The following is a 17,065-nucleotide window of genomic DNA, read 5'->3' on the forward strand; positions in this document are numbered from 1 at the left end:
TTCAACCAACCGAAGCTGATTTAGTTAGAAACGTTTTGCTCAAGTACGTTAGCACTCTCGCTGTATTTCATTGATGTTTTGCTGTTCAGTTTTCAAGGTTCATGTCGGAAGAATCAACTTGCATTCTTCGTTTCAGTAGTTGTCGTTGTTTCGGTGACAACTTTTATATCATAACATTTTGCTTCGTCCGTGTCAACAACTAATTTCAATTTCTTTTTTCGTTGTTTGATTGTTTTCGTTATGTCGGACTGGCAACGTTATCTAATATAACACCTGGTCTTTTTAAATGCAACACTAATTTCAAAATTAGTTTCAACTTCTTCTATAACAAAACAAAAACCGCTATACAACGCGCTTTCCAGATCGTTGTATAGCGATTTTCTCATTATTCTTTCGGACGCATCTGCGGGAACAGAAGGATGTCACGAATCGATTGCGCATTCGTCAACAGCATAACTAGTCGATCGACTCCGATTCCAAGACCCCCAGTAGGTGGTAATCCATACTCAAGTGCCTCAATGAAGTCATCGTCCATATCATGCGCTTCGTCATTCCCCTGTTCTTTCTCAACAAGTTGTGATTCGAAACGTTCGCGCTGATCAATTGGATCATTTAGTTCTGTAAATGCATTCGCATGTTCGCGACGCACAATAAACAACTCGAAACGATCTGTAAAGCGACCATCTTCCGGGTTTTTCTTCGCAAGTGGAGAGATTTCAACTGGATGCCCGAAGATGAATGTTGGTTGCACAAGTTGGTCTTCTACCTTCTGTTCGAAGAATTCATTCAACACATGTCCTACTTCCATCATTGGTGTTACTTCTATTCCATGTTCTTTAGCAAGTGCATGGGCTTCTTCTTTGGTCATTTCTTTCCAGAAGTCGGCGCCCGTATATTGTTTGATTGCATCAACCATATGTAGACGAGTCCAGCCTGGCGCTAAATTAATCAAATCTTCCCCGTACTGTACTTCCGTCTTGCCAAGCACGTCTTGCGCAATATGCGAAACCATGTTTTCCGTTAATGCCATGATATCGTTATAATCCGCATACGCTTCATATAGTTCTATCATTGTGAATTCAGGATTATGGCGCGTCGAAGTTCCCTCATTACGGAAAACACGTCCAATTTCATAAACTTTCTCAAGCCCACCTACAATGAGGCGTTTCAAATGGAGTTCGATTGCAATACGCATATATAGTTCCATATCGAGTGCATTGTGGTGCGTGATAAACGGACGTGCAGAAGCTCCCCCTGCAATCGCATGTAGCATTGGCGTTTCAACTTCAAGGAAACCTTGTCCATCTAAGTAACGACGCATCGACTGGATGATTCGGCTTCTTAGAATAAACGTCTCTTTACTGCCTTCCGTTGCAATCAAATCCAAATAACGCTGACGGTAACGTTGTTCAATATCCTTTAGACCATGGAACTTCTCAGGTAACGGACGTAGCGCTTTTGTAAGGAATGTGAATTCAGTCGCTTTAATAGAAAGTTCTCCAACTTTCGTTTTGAAGATTGTCCCTGTAATTCCGATAATATCTCCTAGGTCTGTACTATTGTAGAGTTTATAAGCATCTTCACCGATTGCATCTTGTCTTACGTAAATTTGAACCTGACCGCCAAGATCTTGCAGATTTGCAAATCCAGCTTTCCCTTTTCCACGCTTCGTCATGATACGACCTGCAATTGTTACTTCGTGAGGCGTTTCATCAAGATCTTCTTTCGAAATCTCTTCAAACCGCTCCCGGATTTCATTCGATAGGTGTGTACGTTCAAATCTTGAGCCAAATGGATCTAATCCACTTTCCCGTATATCTTCCATCTTCTGGCGTCTCACCAAAAGCTGGTCGTTCATTTCATCTAAGTGTGACATTTCTTTCACTCCTTCATCATTATCCGCTGCATTAGATAGCATGCATCTATTGTACACAATTTGTGCCGCCCGGACACGCTTTACTTATTCGCATTGTATGATTCATTTACAAAAAAGAGCCCCCACAATACGTGGCGGCCTGGATTATCCGACTCAAACAGCACTTACACTAACCGCCACTTGTTCGCGTTCCATCATTACATCGGCAAAGCTGTTCATTAGGTTAATTAAGTCAGCAGCTGTTTCCATTGTATTAATCATTCAATTCGCATCTTGAGGTGTTTCTACATTGCCGTTCCCGATTATAGGAATCGACACCGCTTCTTTCATTTGACGGATGATATCCCTGTTTGCTTTAGCATTTTCATTCGCCCTCTTGCAATAAATTATTGACCCCATTAACCTTCCTCCAAAGTATGACACCCGTGTCTACCATTGGATTGCCCATTAAAGGAGCAATTTCAAGAAGTGGAATAAGAACGAAGGCCCGCTCATGCATTCTTGGGTGCGGTACAACCAAGCTCTCTGTTTCAATACTGTCGTTATTATACAGCAAAATATCAAGGTCTGCAGTCCGCGGACCCCATCTTATATCACGAATCCGACCAAGCCCGTGTTCAATTTTTTGACAAACGCCCAGAAGTTCCTGCGCCGCCAAGTCCGTTTCCGCGCATACCACCATATTGAGAAAATCCGCTTGATCTGTAAAGCCGACGGGCGCTGTTTCGTAAATCGACGATACCGAAGTAACTGTTAGACCTTCGTGTGAATGAAGTGCCCGCACCGCCTCTGTCAGATGAAGTAACCTATCACCGATGTTCGAACCAATCGAGAGGTAAGCTACGTTCACTGGAAGTGCCCCCTTGTGATATCAACGGACACCGATGCATAATGACCTGGAATCGGCGGATCTGGTTTCACAAGCACGACACGAACACCAGTCACTTTATCCACAAATTCGGCTAATACAGCAGTTGCAATTTTTTCAGCAACCGTTTCAATCAATTTTACGGGTTCGCCTTCAACAATCGATTGACACACACTGTATACTTCCGCATAATTCACTGTTTTATCCAGATTATCCGTTTTTCCAGCCTCAGAAAGATTCGTAGCAAGAGAGACCGTCACACGGAAACGTTGGCCAAGCTTCGTTTCTTCAGGCAACGCCCCATGATAACCATAAAACTCTAATTCATTTAAATGAATATAATCCATAGCGCACCCTCCTATTATTCAAAATCTGTTTTCCCCGTCAGTACATCCATCATTTTCGCCATTCGCGCGATTTCCTTCACGTCATGAACCCGCATAATATGGCAGCCGTGTTCGATTCCATAACATACCGTTGCACCTGTACCTTCCAACCGTTCCTCGACCGGCAATCCAAGTACGTTGCCGATTAGCGACTTCCGCGAAGTTCCAAGAAGAACCGGGTAGCCCATTTCAGAAATTCGATCTAGTCCTTGCATCGTCCATATGTTTTGAATTGCATTTCGCGCGAAGCCGATGCCCGGATCGAGCCAGATATTATCGTGTGCTACACCAGCCGCAATCGCAATATCGACACTTTCTTCCAAGTCAGCGATAACTTCATCCATAAAGTTGCCCTCGTACTCTGCCTGCTCACGATTATGCATCAATATAATCGGCACACCGTGTTTTGCTGCAACGTCCGCGATGTAAGGTTCACGCTTCGCTCCCCATATATCATTTATTATCTGCGCTCCCGCAAGAATCGCTTCTTCCGCGACACCCGCCTTATATGTATCAATCGACACCGTACATCCAAGCTCTCTTGTCAAAGCCTTGATAACTGGAACCGTTCGTTCTAGCTCTTCTTCTAATGAAATCGGGATATGCCCAGGGCGCGTTGATTCCCCACCCACATCGATAATTTTTGCCCCGTCGCGAAGCATCTCTTCCGCGCGCTTAAGCGCCGCATCGATACGACCGTATTTTCCACCATCTGAAAACGAATCCGGTGTCACATTCAAAATACCCATAATTACCGTTTCTTTTTTGAAATCCATTTCCGTCTTACCAAACCGATATTTATCACGTGCACGAGCCAATTCCATCAACAGCAACCTTCTTCCATATCATCTATTGCCTGCATATAAAATGCATGTAGTTTTTTATAATAAATGCCCGTCGCCCCCGGTAGTGAGATTTCCTCAATCATAGATAGCGGCACAATTTCCTGCACGGCATTCGTGACGAATAACTCGTCCGCGTCCTCTACATGTTCCTTACCATAAAATCCTTCATTCACAGGAATTCCCTCAACTTTAGCGCATTTAATAATAAACGCACGTGTCGTCCCCGGCAGAATCCCTGTTTCGATAGCTGGAGTAAATAACGCACCGTCCTTCACCCAAAAAACATTTGACGTAATACCCTCCGCTACAAAACCTTCCTCTGTTACGAAAAGGCCTTCCAACTCTTTCAATGAAGGAAGCTCTAGCCGCCCCCGTACGTTATTAAGAAAGTTATGCGATTTGTGGCGCACAGTGCTCTCCGGTTTATCACGCAGAGTATCTAGCCAGACCGCCTTCTTTTCCGTACCACGAACAGTCGGAGCCAATTCTTTTCTGAATAAGATTACGTTCGGTGATGCGTATGAAGAGGGTGCAAGACCGATATCATGGACACCCGCAGAGACGTTCAACCGAAAATAGCCATCCTGTCCGCCATTTAACTGACCTAATTTACGCACAGCCGCAAGAATTTCGGTTTCATCATAAGGCATCGTAATGCGGTACTCTGTAAGTGCCGTATGCAACCTATCCATATGTTCATCATACAAGAGCACATTGCCGCCGTATGTCCTGAAGGTTTCAAAAAATCCAGCACCATATAGAAATCCATGATCGAACGGGGAGATTTTTAACTCCTCCGCACGCAGGAATTCACCATTCATCCAACACCACATACCGAATCCCCCAATCTCACTTTTCCGCCATCGCCTTTGCTTGCCAAAGCGCTTTTGCCTTATTCAACGATTCTATATACTCCGCTTCTGGTACTGAATCAGCGACAAGACCTGCGCCAGCCTGAATATGCGCAATACCATCCTTGATATATGCCGTTCGGATAACGATATTCAGTTCGAAATCACCGTTAAAGCCGAACCAACCAATAGATCCTGTATATAGCCCTCTGCGCGTCGGCTCAAGTTCTTCAATGATTTCCATCGTCCGGAGTTTTGGTGAGCCGGTAATTGACCCCCCCGGGAACACGCCTTTAACGATTTCTGCATTCGAAATACCTTCTGCCGCAGTTCCACGAACGTTCGATACAAGGTGCATAACGTGAGAATATTTCTCCACAACCATGAATTCATCCGTTTCCACCGTTTCCGGTGCACAAACCCGCTCAAAGTCTTCCCGTTCCAGATCTACGAGCATAATATGTTCGCCAGTCTCTTTTTCATTCGACAATAATTCCGCTTGAAGCGCAGTATCTTCGTTTTCATCTTTCCCTCTCGGCCGTGTTCCACCGATTGGTCGTGTACTTATTTCATCCCCACGCTTTTTCAATAACAGTTCCGGTGAACCAGATACGACAGCAAATTCCGGCGAACCCATTGAGGCCATATAAGGTGACGGATTGAATGAACGAAGTGCTTCATACATATCTAGCGGATGTGCTGACAACGGTTTTGATTGTCTCACTGAAAGATTAACTTGAGTAACATCTCCACTAGCAATATAAGTCTGCACGTCTCGGACCATTTGTTCAAACTGCGCTCCAGTTACAGATACAGCAAGATCATCTTCACCTAATACTACTTCCGCCGCTTTACTCGGCGTGAAGACTTGCTTGCTTAGTCCTTCCGAAACCGCAGTCACCCATTCAGCTTCCAACTCCGCTGGTTCCAATCCACAATTCGGAAGTGTCATGAAATAAGCCATTTCAGTCTTAACGTCAAGCACTACCCAGCGGTCAAATATATAAAAGAACAAATCAGGTGTATCGAGATCATCTATCGTATCGACTGGGATATTTTCATAAGTACGGACATAATCGTAACTGATGAATCCTGCCGCACCGCCTTGGAAGTCTGGCAGTTCAGGAATAGATTCCATTTCATGGGATTGAACAAAATCATTTAGCAATTCCAGCGGATTTCCTTCTCTTACTTCCTCCGTACCATCACGCCAGATAAGTTGTAATTTGTTGCCATCCAACGTCCGTAACGTAACGAGCGGGTTAATTCCGGCCATGCATAACGCACCGCCGCGTCCACTTTCAAGAAGGATATGACTTTCATGCTCGTGTGCCAACTCTTTATAAGCATAGAAGAGCTGTTCTTTCGTCATTGCTGATGTCGTATAAGCGATCTTTTGTTTGTTCATCCCAGTTTCCTCCCGATAACAATTAGTATCTTCATCTTACCGCGTGAAAGCCGTTTTACGCTATAAAAAGAAAAGCAGATGATATCTTTTCATTTGAGGGGCGACCATATCCCACCACAGACCGATCATAACAAACAAATTTAAACAACAAAAAAGAAAGAGCATCTCAGCCCTTCCCCCTCCCACACTATTACTCTTCGTCAAATTGATATAGCGGAGTACTCAAATAGCGCTCACCGTTGGACGGAAGAATCGCAACGACTTTCTTCCCTTTACCAAGCTTCTTCGCCACTTGTAGAGCTGCAAAGATTGCCGCTCCGGATGAAACACCACCAAGAATACCTTCTTCGCGTGCTGCACGTCTTGCTGTGTCATACGCTTCGTCGTTCGTTACTTGGACGATTTCATCATAGATATCAGTATCGAGCACTTTTGGAATGAATCCAGCACCGATTCCTTGAATTTTATGTGGACCCGGCTTTCCACCTGATAGCACAGGCGAGTCCGTCGGTTCAACAGCAATGATACTTACTTCAGGAAAACGTTCTTTTAAGACGCTACCTACACCCGTAATCGTGCCACCCGTTCCAATTCCAGAAACGAACGCATCCACACGGTCTAGTGCATCTGCGATTTCAGGGCCTGTCGTTAAACGGTGAATTTCGGGATTTGCTTCATTGTTGAACTGTTGCGGCATGAACCAACCATTTTCCTTTGAAAGTTCTTCCGCTTTTCCGATAGCGCCTTTCATTCCTTCAGCACCCGGCGTTAACACAAGATCCGCGCCATAAGCACGAAGTAGATTGCGCCGCTCTGTACTCATCGTATCCGGCATAACCAAAACAGACTTATACCCTTTTGCCGCAGCAATCATCGCAAGGCCTATTCCCGTGTTACCACTTGTTGGTTCAATAATTGTACTGCCCTCTTTTAAATCTCCGGACTTTTCAGCTGCTTCGATCATCGCAAGCGCAATACGATCTTTTACACTAGATCCTGGATTCATATATTCTAGTTTCAAATAAACATCCGCATCATCTGCGCCTGTCATTCTGTTCATTTTAACAAGGGGTGTTTTCCCAACAAGATCCGCAATAGAGTTTCCAACTAGCGTCATTTATACCCTCTCCAATTCCTACTATTTTGATATGTCTTATAATATTAATATTACTACCATTATGTGAACATTGTCAACAATTGAATGCCCACTATATGTATTCTTTGCCCAATGCTTTCAGACTGAATCTAAAGAAGGCAGCCCGGAGTCTAGACGCTGATTTATGTAGAAAAAATTACACTTTCTTCCCTTTTAAGAAAAGCTGTCCGGAAATACCAATTTATATCGGTTTCCAAACAGCTTTCTATTATTTACCGTAAAACCATTTCGCGTCGAATTCTTTCCAAAACGCTTCCGGACTAACAGTTTGCGGAAGTTGCTCAAGTGCAATTTCACGCTTGATATGATCTTTTACTTCTTTAAATTTAAACGACTGCCCTTTCACCACTTCACTTACATGAGTAACCGCGTATGTACCATCACTCAAAGCAATAACTCCACTCGTCATTCCTTCATTCGCATCGGCTACAGTCTCTACGATTGCCTTGTCTATTGAATCAGTCGAATCGTTGATATAGCCTATATCTCCACCCAGACTAGCCGAAGCCAAATCCGTCGATCGCTCTTTTGCGAGAACGTCAAAGCTTGAACCTTTTGAAAGCTCTTCAATTGTCTGCTCTGCATCAGCTTTCGTTGGAACAACAATAATAGCGGTTCTGTAAGCAGTTAAAATATTGTAAAGTGCAGTATTTTCATCATACTGTTTCTTTACCGCATTATCTTTAACAACGATATCTTTCGTTAATACCTTTTCAAGGATGAGGTTAGAACGGATTTTCTTCCGCATTCCTTCCTCATCTTGACCAGAATGAGAGCGACCGTCCACGGAACGAATAAGCGCAATTTCAAGATCAACTTCCTTTTCCGATACATCAATCCCGTATTGTTCTGCAGCTACCGCCATCACTTTTTCATTCACAAGGTCAAGAAGAGTTTCACGTCCAACTTCCTTTTCCATTGCCGACATCCATTGTTCTCTCGTAATAGGCTTACCAGCTACCGAAGCAACTTCTTCATCTGTCTGCTTAGGTTTGTCCGGTATAAGCCACCCAACGAGCCAGAAGATATTGAAGGCTAAAAGGATTCCAATTAACAGAATGAGCGGTTTCGTCTTCAGTTTTCGTTTTTGTAAACTTGTTGTCCCTTCAGGCTTCCGATTGTATTTCATCGATAAAACCTTCCAAAACTTCTTTCGGATACACGTATGTTTCCATACAGAAGTGACAATGTGCTTCCGCTTGTCCGTCCTCTTCAATCATGTCTCGAATTTCGCGCTCCCCAAGACCGATGATCGCATTTCCAAAACGTTCCCTCGAGCAATTACATGCGAATGAAACATCCATCCGGTCAAGAATTTCCACGTTCGCCGCACCCAGAACTTCACCAAGAATCTCCTCAGGAGTGAGGCCGCGGGCAATCAACGTTGAAATTGGTTCAACGTTGGCAATACGCTCTTCCAATGCCACAATTGTTTCTTCCGTTGCGCCAGGCATAACTTGGACAATGAAGCCACCAGCAGCTTTCACTGTATTGTCCGGGTTAACCAGCACACCAAGACCCACTGCTGAAGGTACCTGCTCCGAAACGACAAAGTACTCCGTAAAATCTTCAGCGATCTCACCCGATACAATCGGAACTTGCCCCGTAAAGAAATCACGAAGCCCTAGATCTTTGACGACCGACAACATACCGTCCGTTCCAACTGCACGCCTTACGTCAAGTTTACCCTGTTCATTTAAATCAAAATGCGTTTGCGGATTAGATGCATAACCCCGAACCTCGCCATGCGCGTTTGCATCAATGACCATCGAACCAATTGGTCCATTGCCATCAACCTTTATTGTCAGTTTATCATCACCCTTTGACATCGCACCCATCATGACTGCCGCTGTCATTGAACGTCCTAATGCTGCCGTTGCAGTTGGCCACATCAAATGACGACGTTGCACTTCTGATACTGTTTCGGTCGAGCGAGCTGCGTATGCCCGGATTGTCCCGTCGAACGCAAGCGCTCTTACTAAATAATCATTCATTTCTTATCTGCTCCTTTTACATGTTTCGTTCATAAATTAGATGAAGCCCTTTTAGCGTCAAGAAGTTGTCAACGACATCAATCACAGTCGTTTCACTTGCGATCAAACCAGCAAGCCCTCCCGTAGCGATGACGGTCGGTTCTTCCTTACTTTGTGCTTTCATGCGGGCAACAATACCATCAACTTGCCCAACATAACCGTAAACAATCCCAGCCTGCATAGCAGCTACCGTACTTTTCCCTACAACTTGATCCGGTTTTGCCAGTTCGATTCTTGGCAATTTAGATGCCCTGTCGAACAAAGCCTCCATGGAAATTCCGATACCTGGTGCAATTGCTCCACCCATGTATTCGCCTTTTTCATTCACATAACAATAGGTTGTTGCTGTTCCAAAATCAACGATGATCAGCGGACTTCCATATTCATGAACAGCCGCAACGGCATTGACAATCCGATCTGCACCAACTTCGCGTGGGTTTTCATACTTGATATTCAATCCAGTTTTGAGACCAGGGCCAACAATAAGCGGTTTTTGGTTGAAATACTTCCTGCACATCTGCTCCAGAGGAAACATGACTGGCGGGACTACTGATGAAATGATAATGCCGGTTACATCGTCAAAAGAGAGTCCAACGTGTAAAAATAAAGATTTCACTTGCATCGCATATTCATCTTCTGTCTTATGTCTATAAGTTTCCATGCGCCAATGATGTTTAAGCTGTCCTTGTTCATAGACACCAAGGACAATATTCGTATTTCCTGTATCTAGCACTAATAGCATAATGGTTTCCTCGCTAACTTCGTCATTTTCCAACACATCATACCACATATCCGGGTATAGAAAAAAGCTGACTGCTTCAAAAGAAACAGTCAGCTCTTATTAGGTGTTCAGTCTTTGCGTTCTTCGTTAATTGATTTAAGAGCTTCGTCCACTTTATACTCTTTCGGTAAATCACCGATAGCTGGGTCCGTAGGCGCTCCAGTTGCATCAGAAATGACTGTGTCATCTCCTTCTTTCGAAATATCCACACTCTTAACTGCTTCATCTTTATTGTCCAAGCCATAACGGCCATATGGGCGATCAGGCAATGTGCCGTGATCTTTCAGATGATTAATTTGCTCTGCATCGAGTGTTTCCACTTCAAGAAGTGTCGTTGCAATCAGATCAAGCAACTCGCGTTTACTCGAAAGAATTTCTTTCGTACGCGCATATTGTTCTTTAATGATACGTTGCATTTCTTGGTCGATTTCATACGCAATCGCTTCAGAATAGTTCTGTTCAGAGTTGAAGTCGCGTCCAAGGAATACTTGCCCTTGAGCCTGACCGAACTGCATTGGTCCAAGTTTATCACTCATTCCGTATTCAGTTACCATCGAACGAGCGAGACCAGTTGCACGCTGGAAGTCATTGTGAGCTCCAGTTGAAACTTCGCCAAGAACGATTTCCTCTGCAACACGACCACCGAGAAGTCCTGCGATTTTATCGAGAAGTTCAGGTTTCGTCATGAAGTAACGATCCTCTTTCGGAAGCATGACGGCATAACCGCCCGCCTGTCCGCGAGGGACGATTGTTACTTTATGAACGATTTCAGCGTCATCGAGCATTAGCCCTACAACTACGTGACCCGCTTCATGGAACGCCACAATATCGCGTTCTTTTTTCGAAATGACGCGACTCGTCTTCGCAGGTCCCGCAATAACACGGTCCGTCGCTTCGTCGATGTCTGACATATCGATTTTCGTTTTATCGCGTCTTGCAGCAACAAGTGCTGCCTCGTTCAATAAGTTTTCAAGATCTGCACCCGAGAATCCAGGTGTACGTTGTGCAAGTGCCTTCAAGTTGACAGTGTCGTCAAGCGGCTTGTTGCGCGCATGAACTTGAAGAACTGCTTCTCTTCCTTTTACATCCGGACGACCAACTGTAATCTGACGGTCAAAACGTCCTGGGCGCAGAAGTGCAGGGTCAAGAATATCAGGGCGGTTTGTTGCCGCAACAATGATAACCCCTTCGTTCTCACCGAAACCATCCATTTCAACAAGGAGTTGGTTCAATGTTTGTTCGCGTTCATCGTGTCCACCGCCGAGGCCTGCGCCACGTTGACGACCGACCGCATCGATTTCATCGATGAAAATAATACATGGTGCGTTCTTTTTAGCGTTTTCGAAAAGGTCACGTACACGTGATGCCCCAACTCCAACGAACATTTCAACGAAATCAGAACCTGAGATTGAGAAGAACGGTACACCCGCTTCACCCGCAACCGCACGCGCTAACAATGTTTTACCCGTACCAGGAGGTCCAACTAACAAGATCCCTCTCGGAATACGCGCGCCAACTTCAACGAATTTACGTGAATCTTTCAGGAAGTCAACAACTTCCACAAGTTCAGCTTTTTCTTCGTCAGCACCAGCAACATCCGTGAAACGAACTTTTTTACGGTCATCCGTATGAAGCTTCGCCTTACTCTTACCGAAGTTCATAACACGGCCACCGCCGCCTCCTCCGCCTTGCGCCTGATTTAACAGGAAGAAGAACAAGATGAAGATGATGATGAACGGTAGAAGACCCGTGAAGAAGGATACCCACGCGCTTGCAACAGGAGTCGGCAAGATGTCGATTTCCGTTTGAGTTTGCGTAGCAAGTGCACGGATATCTTCCTGCGTCTTGGTATCGTTCATAATATTCGTGACGAACTCTTCGCCTTCTTTATAGCCTTTCATTGTGCCCTTCACATTAAGGACAAGTTGAACTGGCTGTAAACTTACTGTTGTTACTTTTCCATCTTCCAACGCAGTAATAAATTCGTCATACCGAATCTCTTTCTGTTTCGGGTTTGTATTGTTTAGTGAACTAAATATCCCCATGATTGCAAGAAATATCAGTCCGTATAATAGAAAGTATCGAAGTATTCGATTCATCCCAAGCCTCCTCATTTCATTAGACAGAAAACTAGTGTAAATCTTATCACAGGTCTGATTCATCCTACAAAGGAAATGCCTTGACGGAAAAGCGCAAGCGCCTCTTATCATCAAAGTAGAATTCCACGACCCTTAAAAGATTTTCCTGCAATTGTTTAGAAAGAATAGATTTCCTTTTTCAGTACACCAATATAAGGTAAGTTTCTGTATTTCTCCATATAATCAAGACCGTAGCCTACAACAAACGCATCCGGTACGTCGAAACCAACGTAATCTGCTTTTAAGTCTACTTTTCGGCCAGTTGGCTTATCAAGGAGAGTAACAATTTTAATAGAATTCGCTTTTCGGTATTTCATCAGTTCGACAAGGTAACTTAATGTTTTCCCGCTATCGATAATATCTTCAATAATGAGTACATCGCGTCCTTCAACACTTGTGTTCAAGTCTTTGACGATTTTAACTTCCCCTGATGACACTGTTGCATTTCCGTAACTTGAAACATCCATGAAATCGAGTTCGATATAAGCATCGATACGCTTAATGAGGTCACTCATGAAAGGTAATCCACCTTTGAGCACACCAATCGCTAGTACATACTTGTCTTGGTATTCTTCTGTCAATACCGCACCAAGTTCACGGATTTTCTCTTGAATCTGTTCTTCTGTAATTAGTACCTCTTCGATATCTTTCCCCAACATCGAAATTCCTCCTCTTTCATACAGATCATTATAACTTTCTTGTACTAACTATGTACTTACTTTGATCTGTCTTGTGTCGTGAAAATATCACTCCGTACCGCACTCCTGGAACTGCACAAATTTCACCTTGCGCTGTAATGATTACCGGCAATCGGTCGCGTTCTGTCATGCCAACCTTTTCGTCGATAAACAACCTGGATAAACGTTTCGGGTGTGTCATCCCCGACAACAAGATTCGATCCCCATCCTCTCTTCTCCTGATAGACAAGGGAAGTGCAGAGTGAGGCAAGTCAAAATACATGATGTCATCAGTATCCATGAATAACTCCGTATCGAGATTACTCACTTCATTCCAATAAAGCTGAAAATCATTTCCCCAACGGGTCCAAACGCCTTTCGGCAACACTTTTTGCAACTCCACTTCTTCAATTGATGTATCACGAACGAACGTCAGCACGCCGTATTCCCGAATGAATCGGTAACCGCGTGGAAGGTGAATGGATACATTCCCGTCTTGCGAAGATAGATGGTGTAACAGTTGACTTATAAGCGCGGAATTATATTTTACGGGCATAATTTCCCCATTGTAAAGATACCTCAATAGTAGTGTAATTATCCGCCTTTGTAAAGTTTGGTGCATGCGGGAAAAAGCATTTCCGTCGACGACAGGCAGGCCCGCTTCTGTGAACTTAGTAATTTCATCAAAACGTTCCTGCGCCAGCATTTCAAGCAATTCTTCATCTTCCTGTAGATAACCAGACATTCTCACTGCATTTTCAGCAGCTCCCGGGTTTTCATCCAGAATAAACGGAACGATTTTGTGACGGTAACGATTACGCAGATAGGCATCACTTTCATTACTTGGATCTTCTCGAAAATGTAATTCATGCTCTCCAACATATGAATAGAGGTTCGCTTTCATAGCCGGAAGGAAAGGTCGAATAAGAATTCCACCTTCAACTTCACGCTTCACCGACATCCCCAATGGCTGACTGCCTTTCGTTACTTGCATCAAGACCGTTTCCAACTGATCTTCTGCGTGATGTGCCGTTGCTAAAACATCATAACCGTGCTTTGTCATGATCTCCTCGAAAAATGCATACCGTCCATTTCGGCAGACAGCTTGCACATTGCCACCGTCTTTCTCGATAATAGCCGGAACCGGGACACTTCCGCCAAAAAAAGGAATCCCATACACTTCACACAGCCTTGCCACAAATGTGCCGTCTGCCGCGGACTCTTCTCCGCGCAAATTATGATCGACGTGAATTGCGGCAACTTCAATCTCCATGCTTTCTTGATTTGAAGCCATGAAATGTAAAAGCGCTACCGAATCTACTCCACCCGAACAGGCGATTAAAATACGGTCCCCCGGAGCGATGAGTGACCATTCCTTGATAAAACGGAATATCGTCTGTTTAAATTTATCCATTGCTCCGCTCCCTCCTCTTTTCTAATTTATTCTTACTCGAATTTTACCATAGAATATCTAAAGGAGGGGACTCACTTACTTACATATTCATCCGATGACCCTTTCCCGGGAAATAGTTTGTGAATAGGGTGTGAAACTTGACCACTTCGGCAGAACATGATCGATTTTCATAACTAACACAGTACGATCGTCTCCAATCACACCAAACTTCCGCTCCATTTCATGCATAATACGGTCTGCAATTTTGTCACATTCGAATCCTCCATATTTTTCAAGCGTACTGTACAACGACCTCTCTTGCTTCTCAAGCGGGATATCCCCATTAAAAATCCCGTCCGTTAACATAAGTATAATGTCTCCTGACTTCAACTCTTCTTTTTTTGCCTCCACAGAAAAGGATGGAAGAAAACCGACAGGGACCGATTTGCTATCCAGTCTTAAAAAGTCGTCACCGCGTTTAATATATGTGCTCATCGATCCTGCCTTCCAAGACCAAATGCGACCATCTTGCAAATCTACGAGGGCCAGATCAAGCGTGGCGTACATATCATCAAGCCCATTCAAAGACATCATATAATGCAACGTATGCATGGCTGTTTCAGGATCCATTTTCCGGTCCAAACATTCTCGCATTAAACGAATTACCTTTCGACTCTCACGATATGCATTTAAATCCTGGCCCATTCCATCTGACAACAAAACCGCCGTCAACCCTTCATGAATTGGGAACACTTCATATGCATCACCGGCGTGAAATGTTTCGCCGCCTGCTGTTGCCGCGATACCATAATCAAGGGTAAAACGAACTGCCGAACCAAACGTTAGTTGTATATGTGGAAAAGGGTCCTGTAAAACGGCAGACTTGGCGACCCGGAATGGCTCATCGTACATTTCTTCAAGAATTGGCAGTATAAACCTTTCCGCAACTGTCGTATCCGTTTCAAAATCAGATCTTTTCTCAGGAATACAGCAGATGATGCGACGCGCACCCCTCTCTCCTGGTAAAACATCAATCTGGAAGTACTCAATACCTTTCTCTTGGAGCCGTTTTGCCAAATCTTCCTCGGCAGGCTTATAAACAGTCAAATCTTCTTTTACTTCATTCATGATTTTGTCCAGATGGGTGCTCATATCACGCAACTGGAGGGCAAGCATTTTTCGTCCATGCTGAAGTTGTCCCGTCAATAAACGACTGGCAGCTTGTTCCTCAAGTTCCGTAACTAATCCATTGAATCGGACGCACTTATATTTAATCTTTTCCTCAACACGATGACGCTTAGCTTTTTTCGTCATAGAATAGGTCATTTCCCACTCACTAAGAAGCCCGCCCATATCATTATCTGCACCTTCCCAGCACTTGGCATAACGGAAACAAGACTGGCAAGTTTTTGGAATAACCTGCTGAGGTAATACATCTGCATTATCGTGGGGGGAAGATCGGTCGCCAACAAGCGTCGACATAAATTCAGAGAACTTTTTGAAATCAGCTAGTTGATCATCGAGCCGCTCTGCTAACCATTTTTGTTGTTTGTCAGTAGTCTCTGTATTCTCCGGATAAAAAATGCGTTTAATCGACTCTAGTTTTTTCGAAGGGATCAGTAAAAAAATAATCGTCGCGGTTGCGAGTGTTATAAAGTGTGAAGTATCAAGAGGCAAGGTCAGATCATACATAAGGAAAAATCCCGATACAGAGGCCCCTCCTAACACGATGCCAATTTTCCCGAAACGGCGGAGTGTGCCTGCAAAAAATCCGGTCATACCATACACCGCCATCATTCCAGTGAAGGACAATTCTGCTACCCCCACAATAGCAGCGATGATCATTGCGATTGTTGTTGAAAATGGAAGCCCTCCCACTAGCGCCGCAAGCAAAATTGTCAGATGAATGAGTGTACCTGAAACCGAAACAGGACCTAGCATAAGTCCACTCATTCCAGTTGTAGCCAGCGCACCGACAAGGCAAGCCGCTCCAAGTCGTTCAGGTGTCCATTTACCAAAGAAGATTCGATCTGCGGCAGGAAAAGCAACAAAGAGGAAAAAAGTCATGAACAAAGCAAGAACTGCTTCAAAGCCAATATATAATTGAACATTTACTGGTGGTTGCCCGATATGCATAATGAACTGCCACAACACTTGAACAATGATAATACATCCTGCTACTGTTAGCGGTACTGATTTTCGCATGATCGGATATTTAATAACCGCATTAAATAACGCGAGCATCAATAGATGGATAACAGCCTGTCCAAGACCAAGGAATGCACTTCCAAACATCCCACCAATGAACACCCATATGAGATGCTTTCTGAAGCGAGCCCGTGCAAGTGCCCACACTGGCAAGAAAAAAGGAACCGCTGCATCGAACAATACGGCTTGCGACAAGAAAAAAGATCCAAACAAGAATAGAGTCGCAACTAAAATGTGCATTTTTCGTTTTCCAATCATCTCGACATACATACCAATTGGATGGCCCACTGGACGTGCTAAATGATCAATTAGTTTCATTCCTCATTCCCCCTATGTCTGCTATGCCTTGAGTATACATAGGCAGATGGAAAGAAATTGTCTGTTCATGACAACAAGAAAACAAAATGTTTCGACTCATTCCGAACTGTTTTTTCTTTTTTCCTAA

General features: G+C 44.1%; 14 protein-coding genes and 1 pseudogene. All 15 read right to left on the reverse strand.

Going from position 1 to position 17,065, the window contains the following annotated elements:
- Positions 1–385: 385 nt before the first annotated feature.
- Positions 386–1,876, reverse strand: a complete 1,491-nt coding sequence (lysS, locus tag MKX62_RS07115; RefSeq protein WP_067213712.1) for a lysine--tRNA ligase — start codon at positions 1,874–1,876, stop codon at positions 386–388.
- 267 nt (positions 1,877–2,143) lie between these two features.
- Positions 2,144–2,233: pseudogene (locus tag MKX62_RS07120) on the reverse strand (tRNA-dihydrouridine synthase); the annotation flags it as partial.
- Between the two features lie 7 nt (positions 2,234–2,240).
- Positions 2,241–2,726 (reverse strand): 2-amino-4-hydroxy-6-hydroxymethyldihydropteridine diphosphokinase, encoded by a 486-nt coding sequence (gene folK / locus MKX62_RS07125; RefSeq protein ID WP_067213713.1) that lies wholly within the window; start codon positions 2,724–2,726, stop codon positions 2,241–2,243.
- Complete coding sequence (gene folB, locus MKX62_RS07130) at positions 2,723–3,091, reverse strand: dihydroneopterin aldolase (RefSeq protein ID WP_067213714.1); 369 nt, start codon at positions 3,089–3,091, stop codon at positions 2,723–2,725. Before folB ends, folK begins: the two co-directional genes overlap by 4 nt.
- A gap of 14 nt (positions 3,092–3,105) precedes the next feature.
- Positions 3,106–3,954: a dihydropteroate synthase gene (gene folP, locus MKX62_RS07135; protein WP_067213715.1), complete on the reverse strand. Its 849-nt coding sequence runs from the start codon at positions 3,952–3,954 to the stop codon at positions 3,106–3,108.
- Positions 3,954–4,808 carry an aminodeoxychorismate lyase gene (pabC, locus tag MKX62_RS07140; protein ID WP_340741117.1) on the reverse strand — a complete coding sequence of 285 codons (855 nt, stop codon included), beginning with the start codon at positions 4,806–4,808 and terminating at the stop codon, positions 3,954–3,956. The genes folP and pabC overlap by 1 nt, the downstream gene beginning before the upstream one ends.
- A gap of 16 nt (positions 4,809–4,824) precedes the next feature.
- Complete coding sequence (locus MKX62_RS07145; protein WP_340741118.1) at positions 4,825–6,234, reverse strand: anthranilate synthase component I family protein; 1,410 nt, start codon at positions 6,232–6,234, stop codon at positions 4,825–4,827.
- A 190-nt stretch (positions 6,235–6,424) separates the two neighbouring features.
- On the reverse strand, positions 6,425–7,351 hold the full coding sequence (gene cysK / locus MKX62_RS07150) for a cysteine synthase A (RefSeq protein WP_067213718.1): 927 nt from the start codon (positions 7,349–7,351) through the stop codon (positions 6,425–6,427).
- 247 nt (positions 7,352–7,598) lie between these two features.
- Positions 7,599–8,519, reverse strand: coding sequence for a peptidyl-prolyl cis-trans isomerase (locus MKX62_RS07155; protein WP_187046245.1), 921 nt, complete (start codon positions 8,517–8,519; stop codon positions 7,599–7,601).
- The gene (gene hslO, locus MKX62_RS07160; RefSeq protein ID WP_067213720.1) at positions 8,497–9,384 is read right to left on the reverse strand and encodes an Hsp33 family molecular chaperone HslO; all 888 of its coding nucleotides are present in this window, start codon (positions 9,382–9,384) and stop codon (positions 8,497–8,499) included. The genes MKX62_RS07155 and hslO overlap by 23 nt, the downstream gene beginning before the upstream one ends.
- A 16-nt stretch (positions 9,385–9,400) precedes the next feature.
- Positions 9,401–10,165 (reverse strand): type III pantothenate kinase, encoded by a 765-nt coding sequence (locus MKX62_RS07165; RefSeq protein WP_187046247.1) that lies wholly within the window; start codon positions 10,163–10,165, stop codon positions 9,401–9,403.
- A gap of 107 nt (positions 10,166–10,272) precedes the next feature.
- Positions 10,273–12,303 (reverse strand): ATP-dependent zinc metalloprotease FtsH, encoded by a 2,031-nt coding sequence (ftsH, locus tag MKX62_RS07170; RefSeq protein WP_187046248.1) that lies wholly within the window; start codon positions 12,301–12,303, stop codon positions 10,273–10,275.
- 155 nt (positions 12,304–12,458) lie between these two features.
- Positions 12,459–13,001: a hypoxanthine phosphoribosyltransferase gene (gene hpt, locus MKX62_RS07175; RefSeq protein WP_067213722.1), complete on the reverse strand. Its 543-nt coding sequence runs from the start codon at positions 12,999–13,001 to the stop codon at positions 12,459–12,461.
- Positions 13,002–13,029: 28 nt separating this feature from the next.
- Positions 13,030–14,433: a tRNA lysidine(34) synthetase TilS gene (tilS, locus tag MKX62_RS07180; RefSeq protein ID WP_187046249.1), complete on the reverse strand. Its 1,404-nt coding sequence runs from the start codon at positions 14,431–14,433 to the stop codon at positions 13,030–13,032.
- An 87-nt stretch (positions 14,434–14,520) separates the two neighbouring features.
- A complete protein-coding gene (locus MKX62_RS07185) occupies positions 14,521–16,938 on the reverse strand; it encodes a SpoIIE family protein phosphatase (RefSeq protein ID WP_340741119.1) in 2,418 nt (805 codons plus the stop codon).
- Between the last annotated feature and the right edge of the window lie 127 nt (positions 16,939–17,065).

Source organism: Sporosarcina sp. FSL K6-5500 (assembly GCF_038005665.1).
Lineage (GTDB): Bacteria > Bacillota > Bacilli > Bacillales_A > Planococcaceae > Sporosarcina > Sporosarcina psychrophila.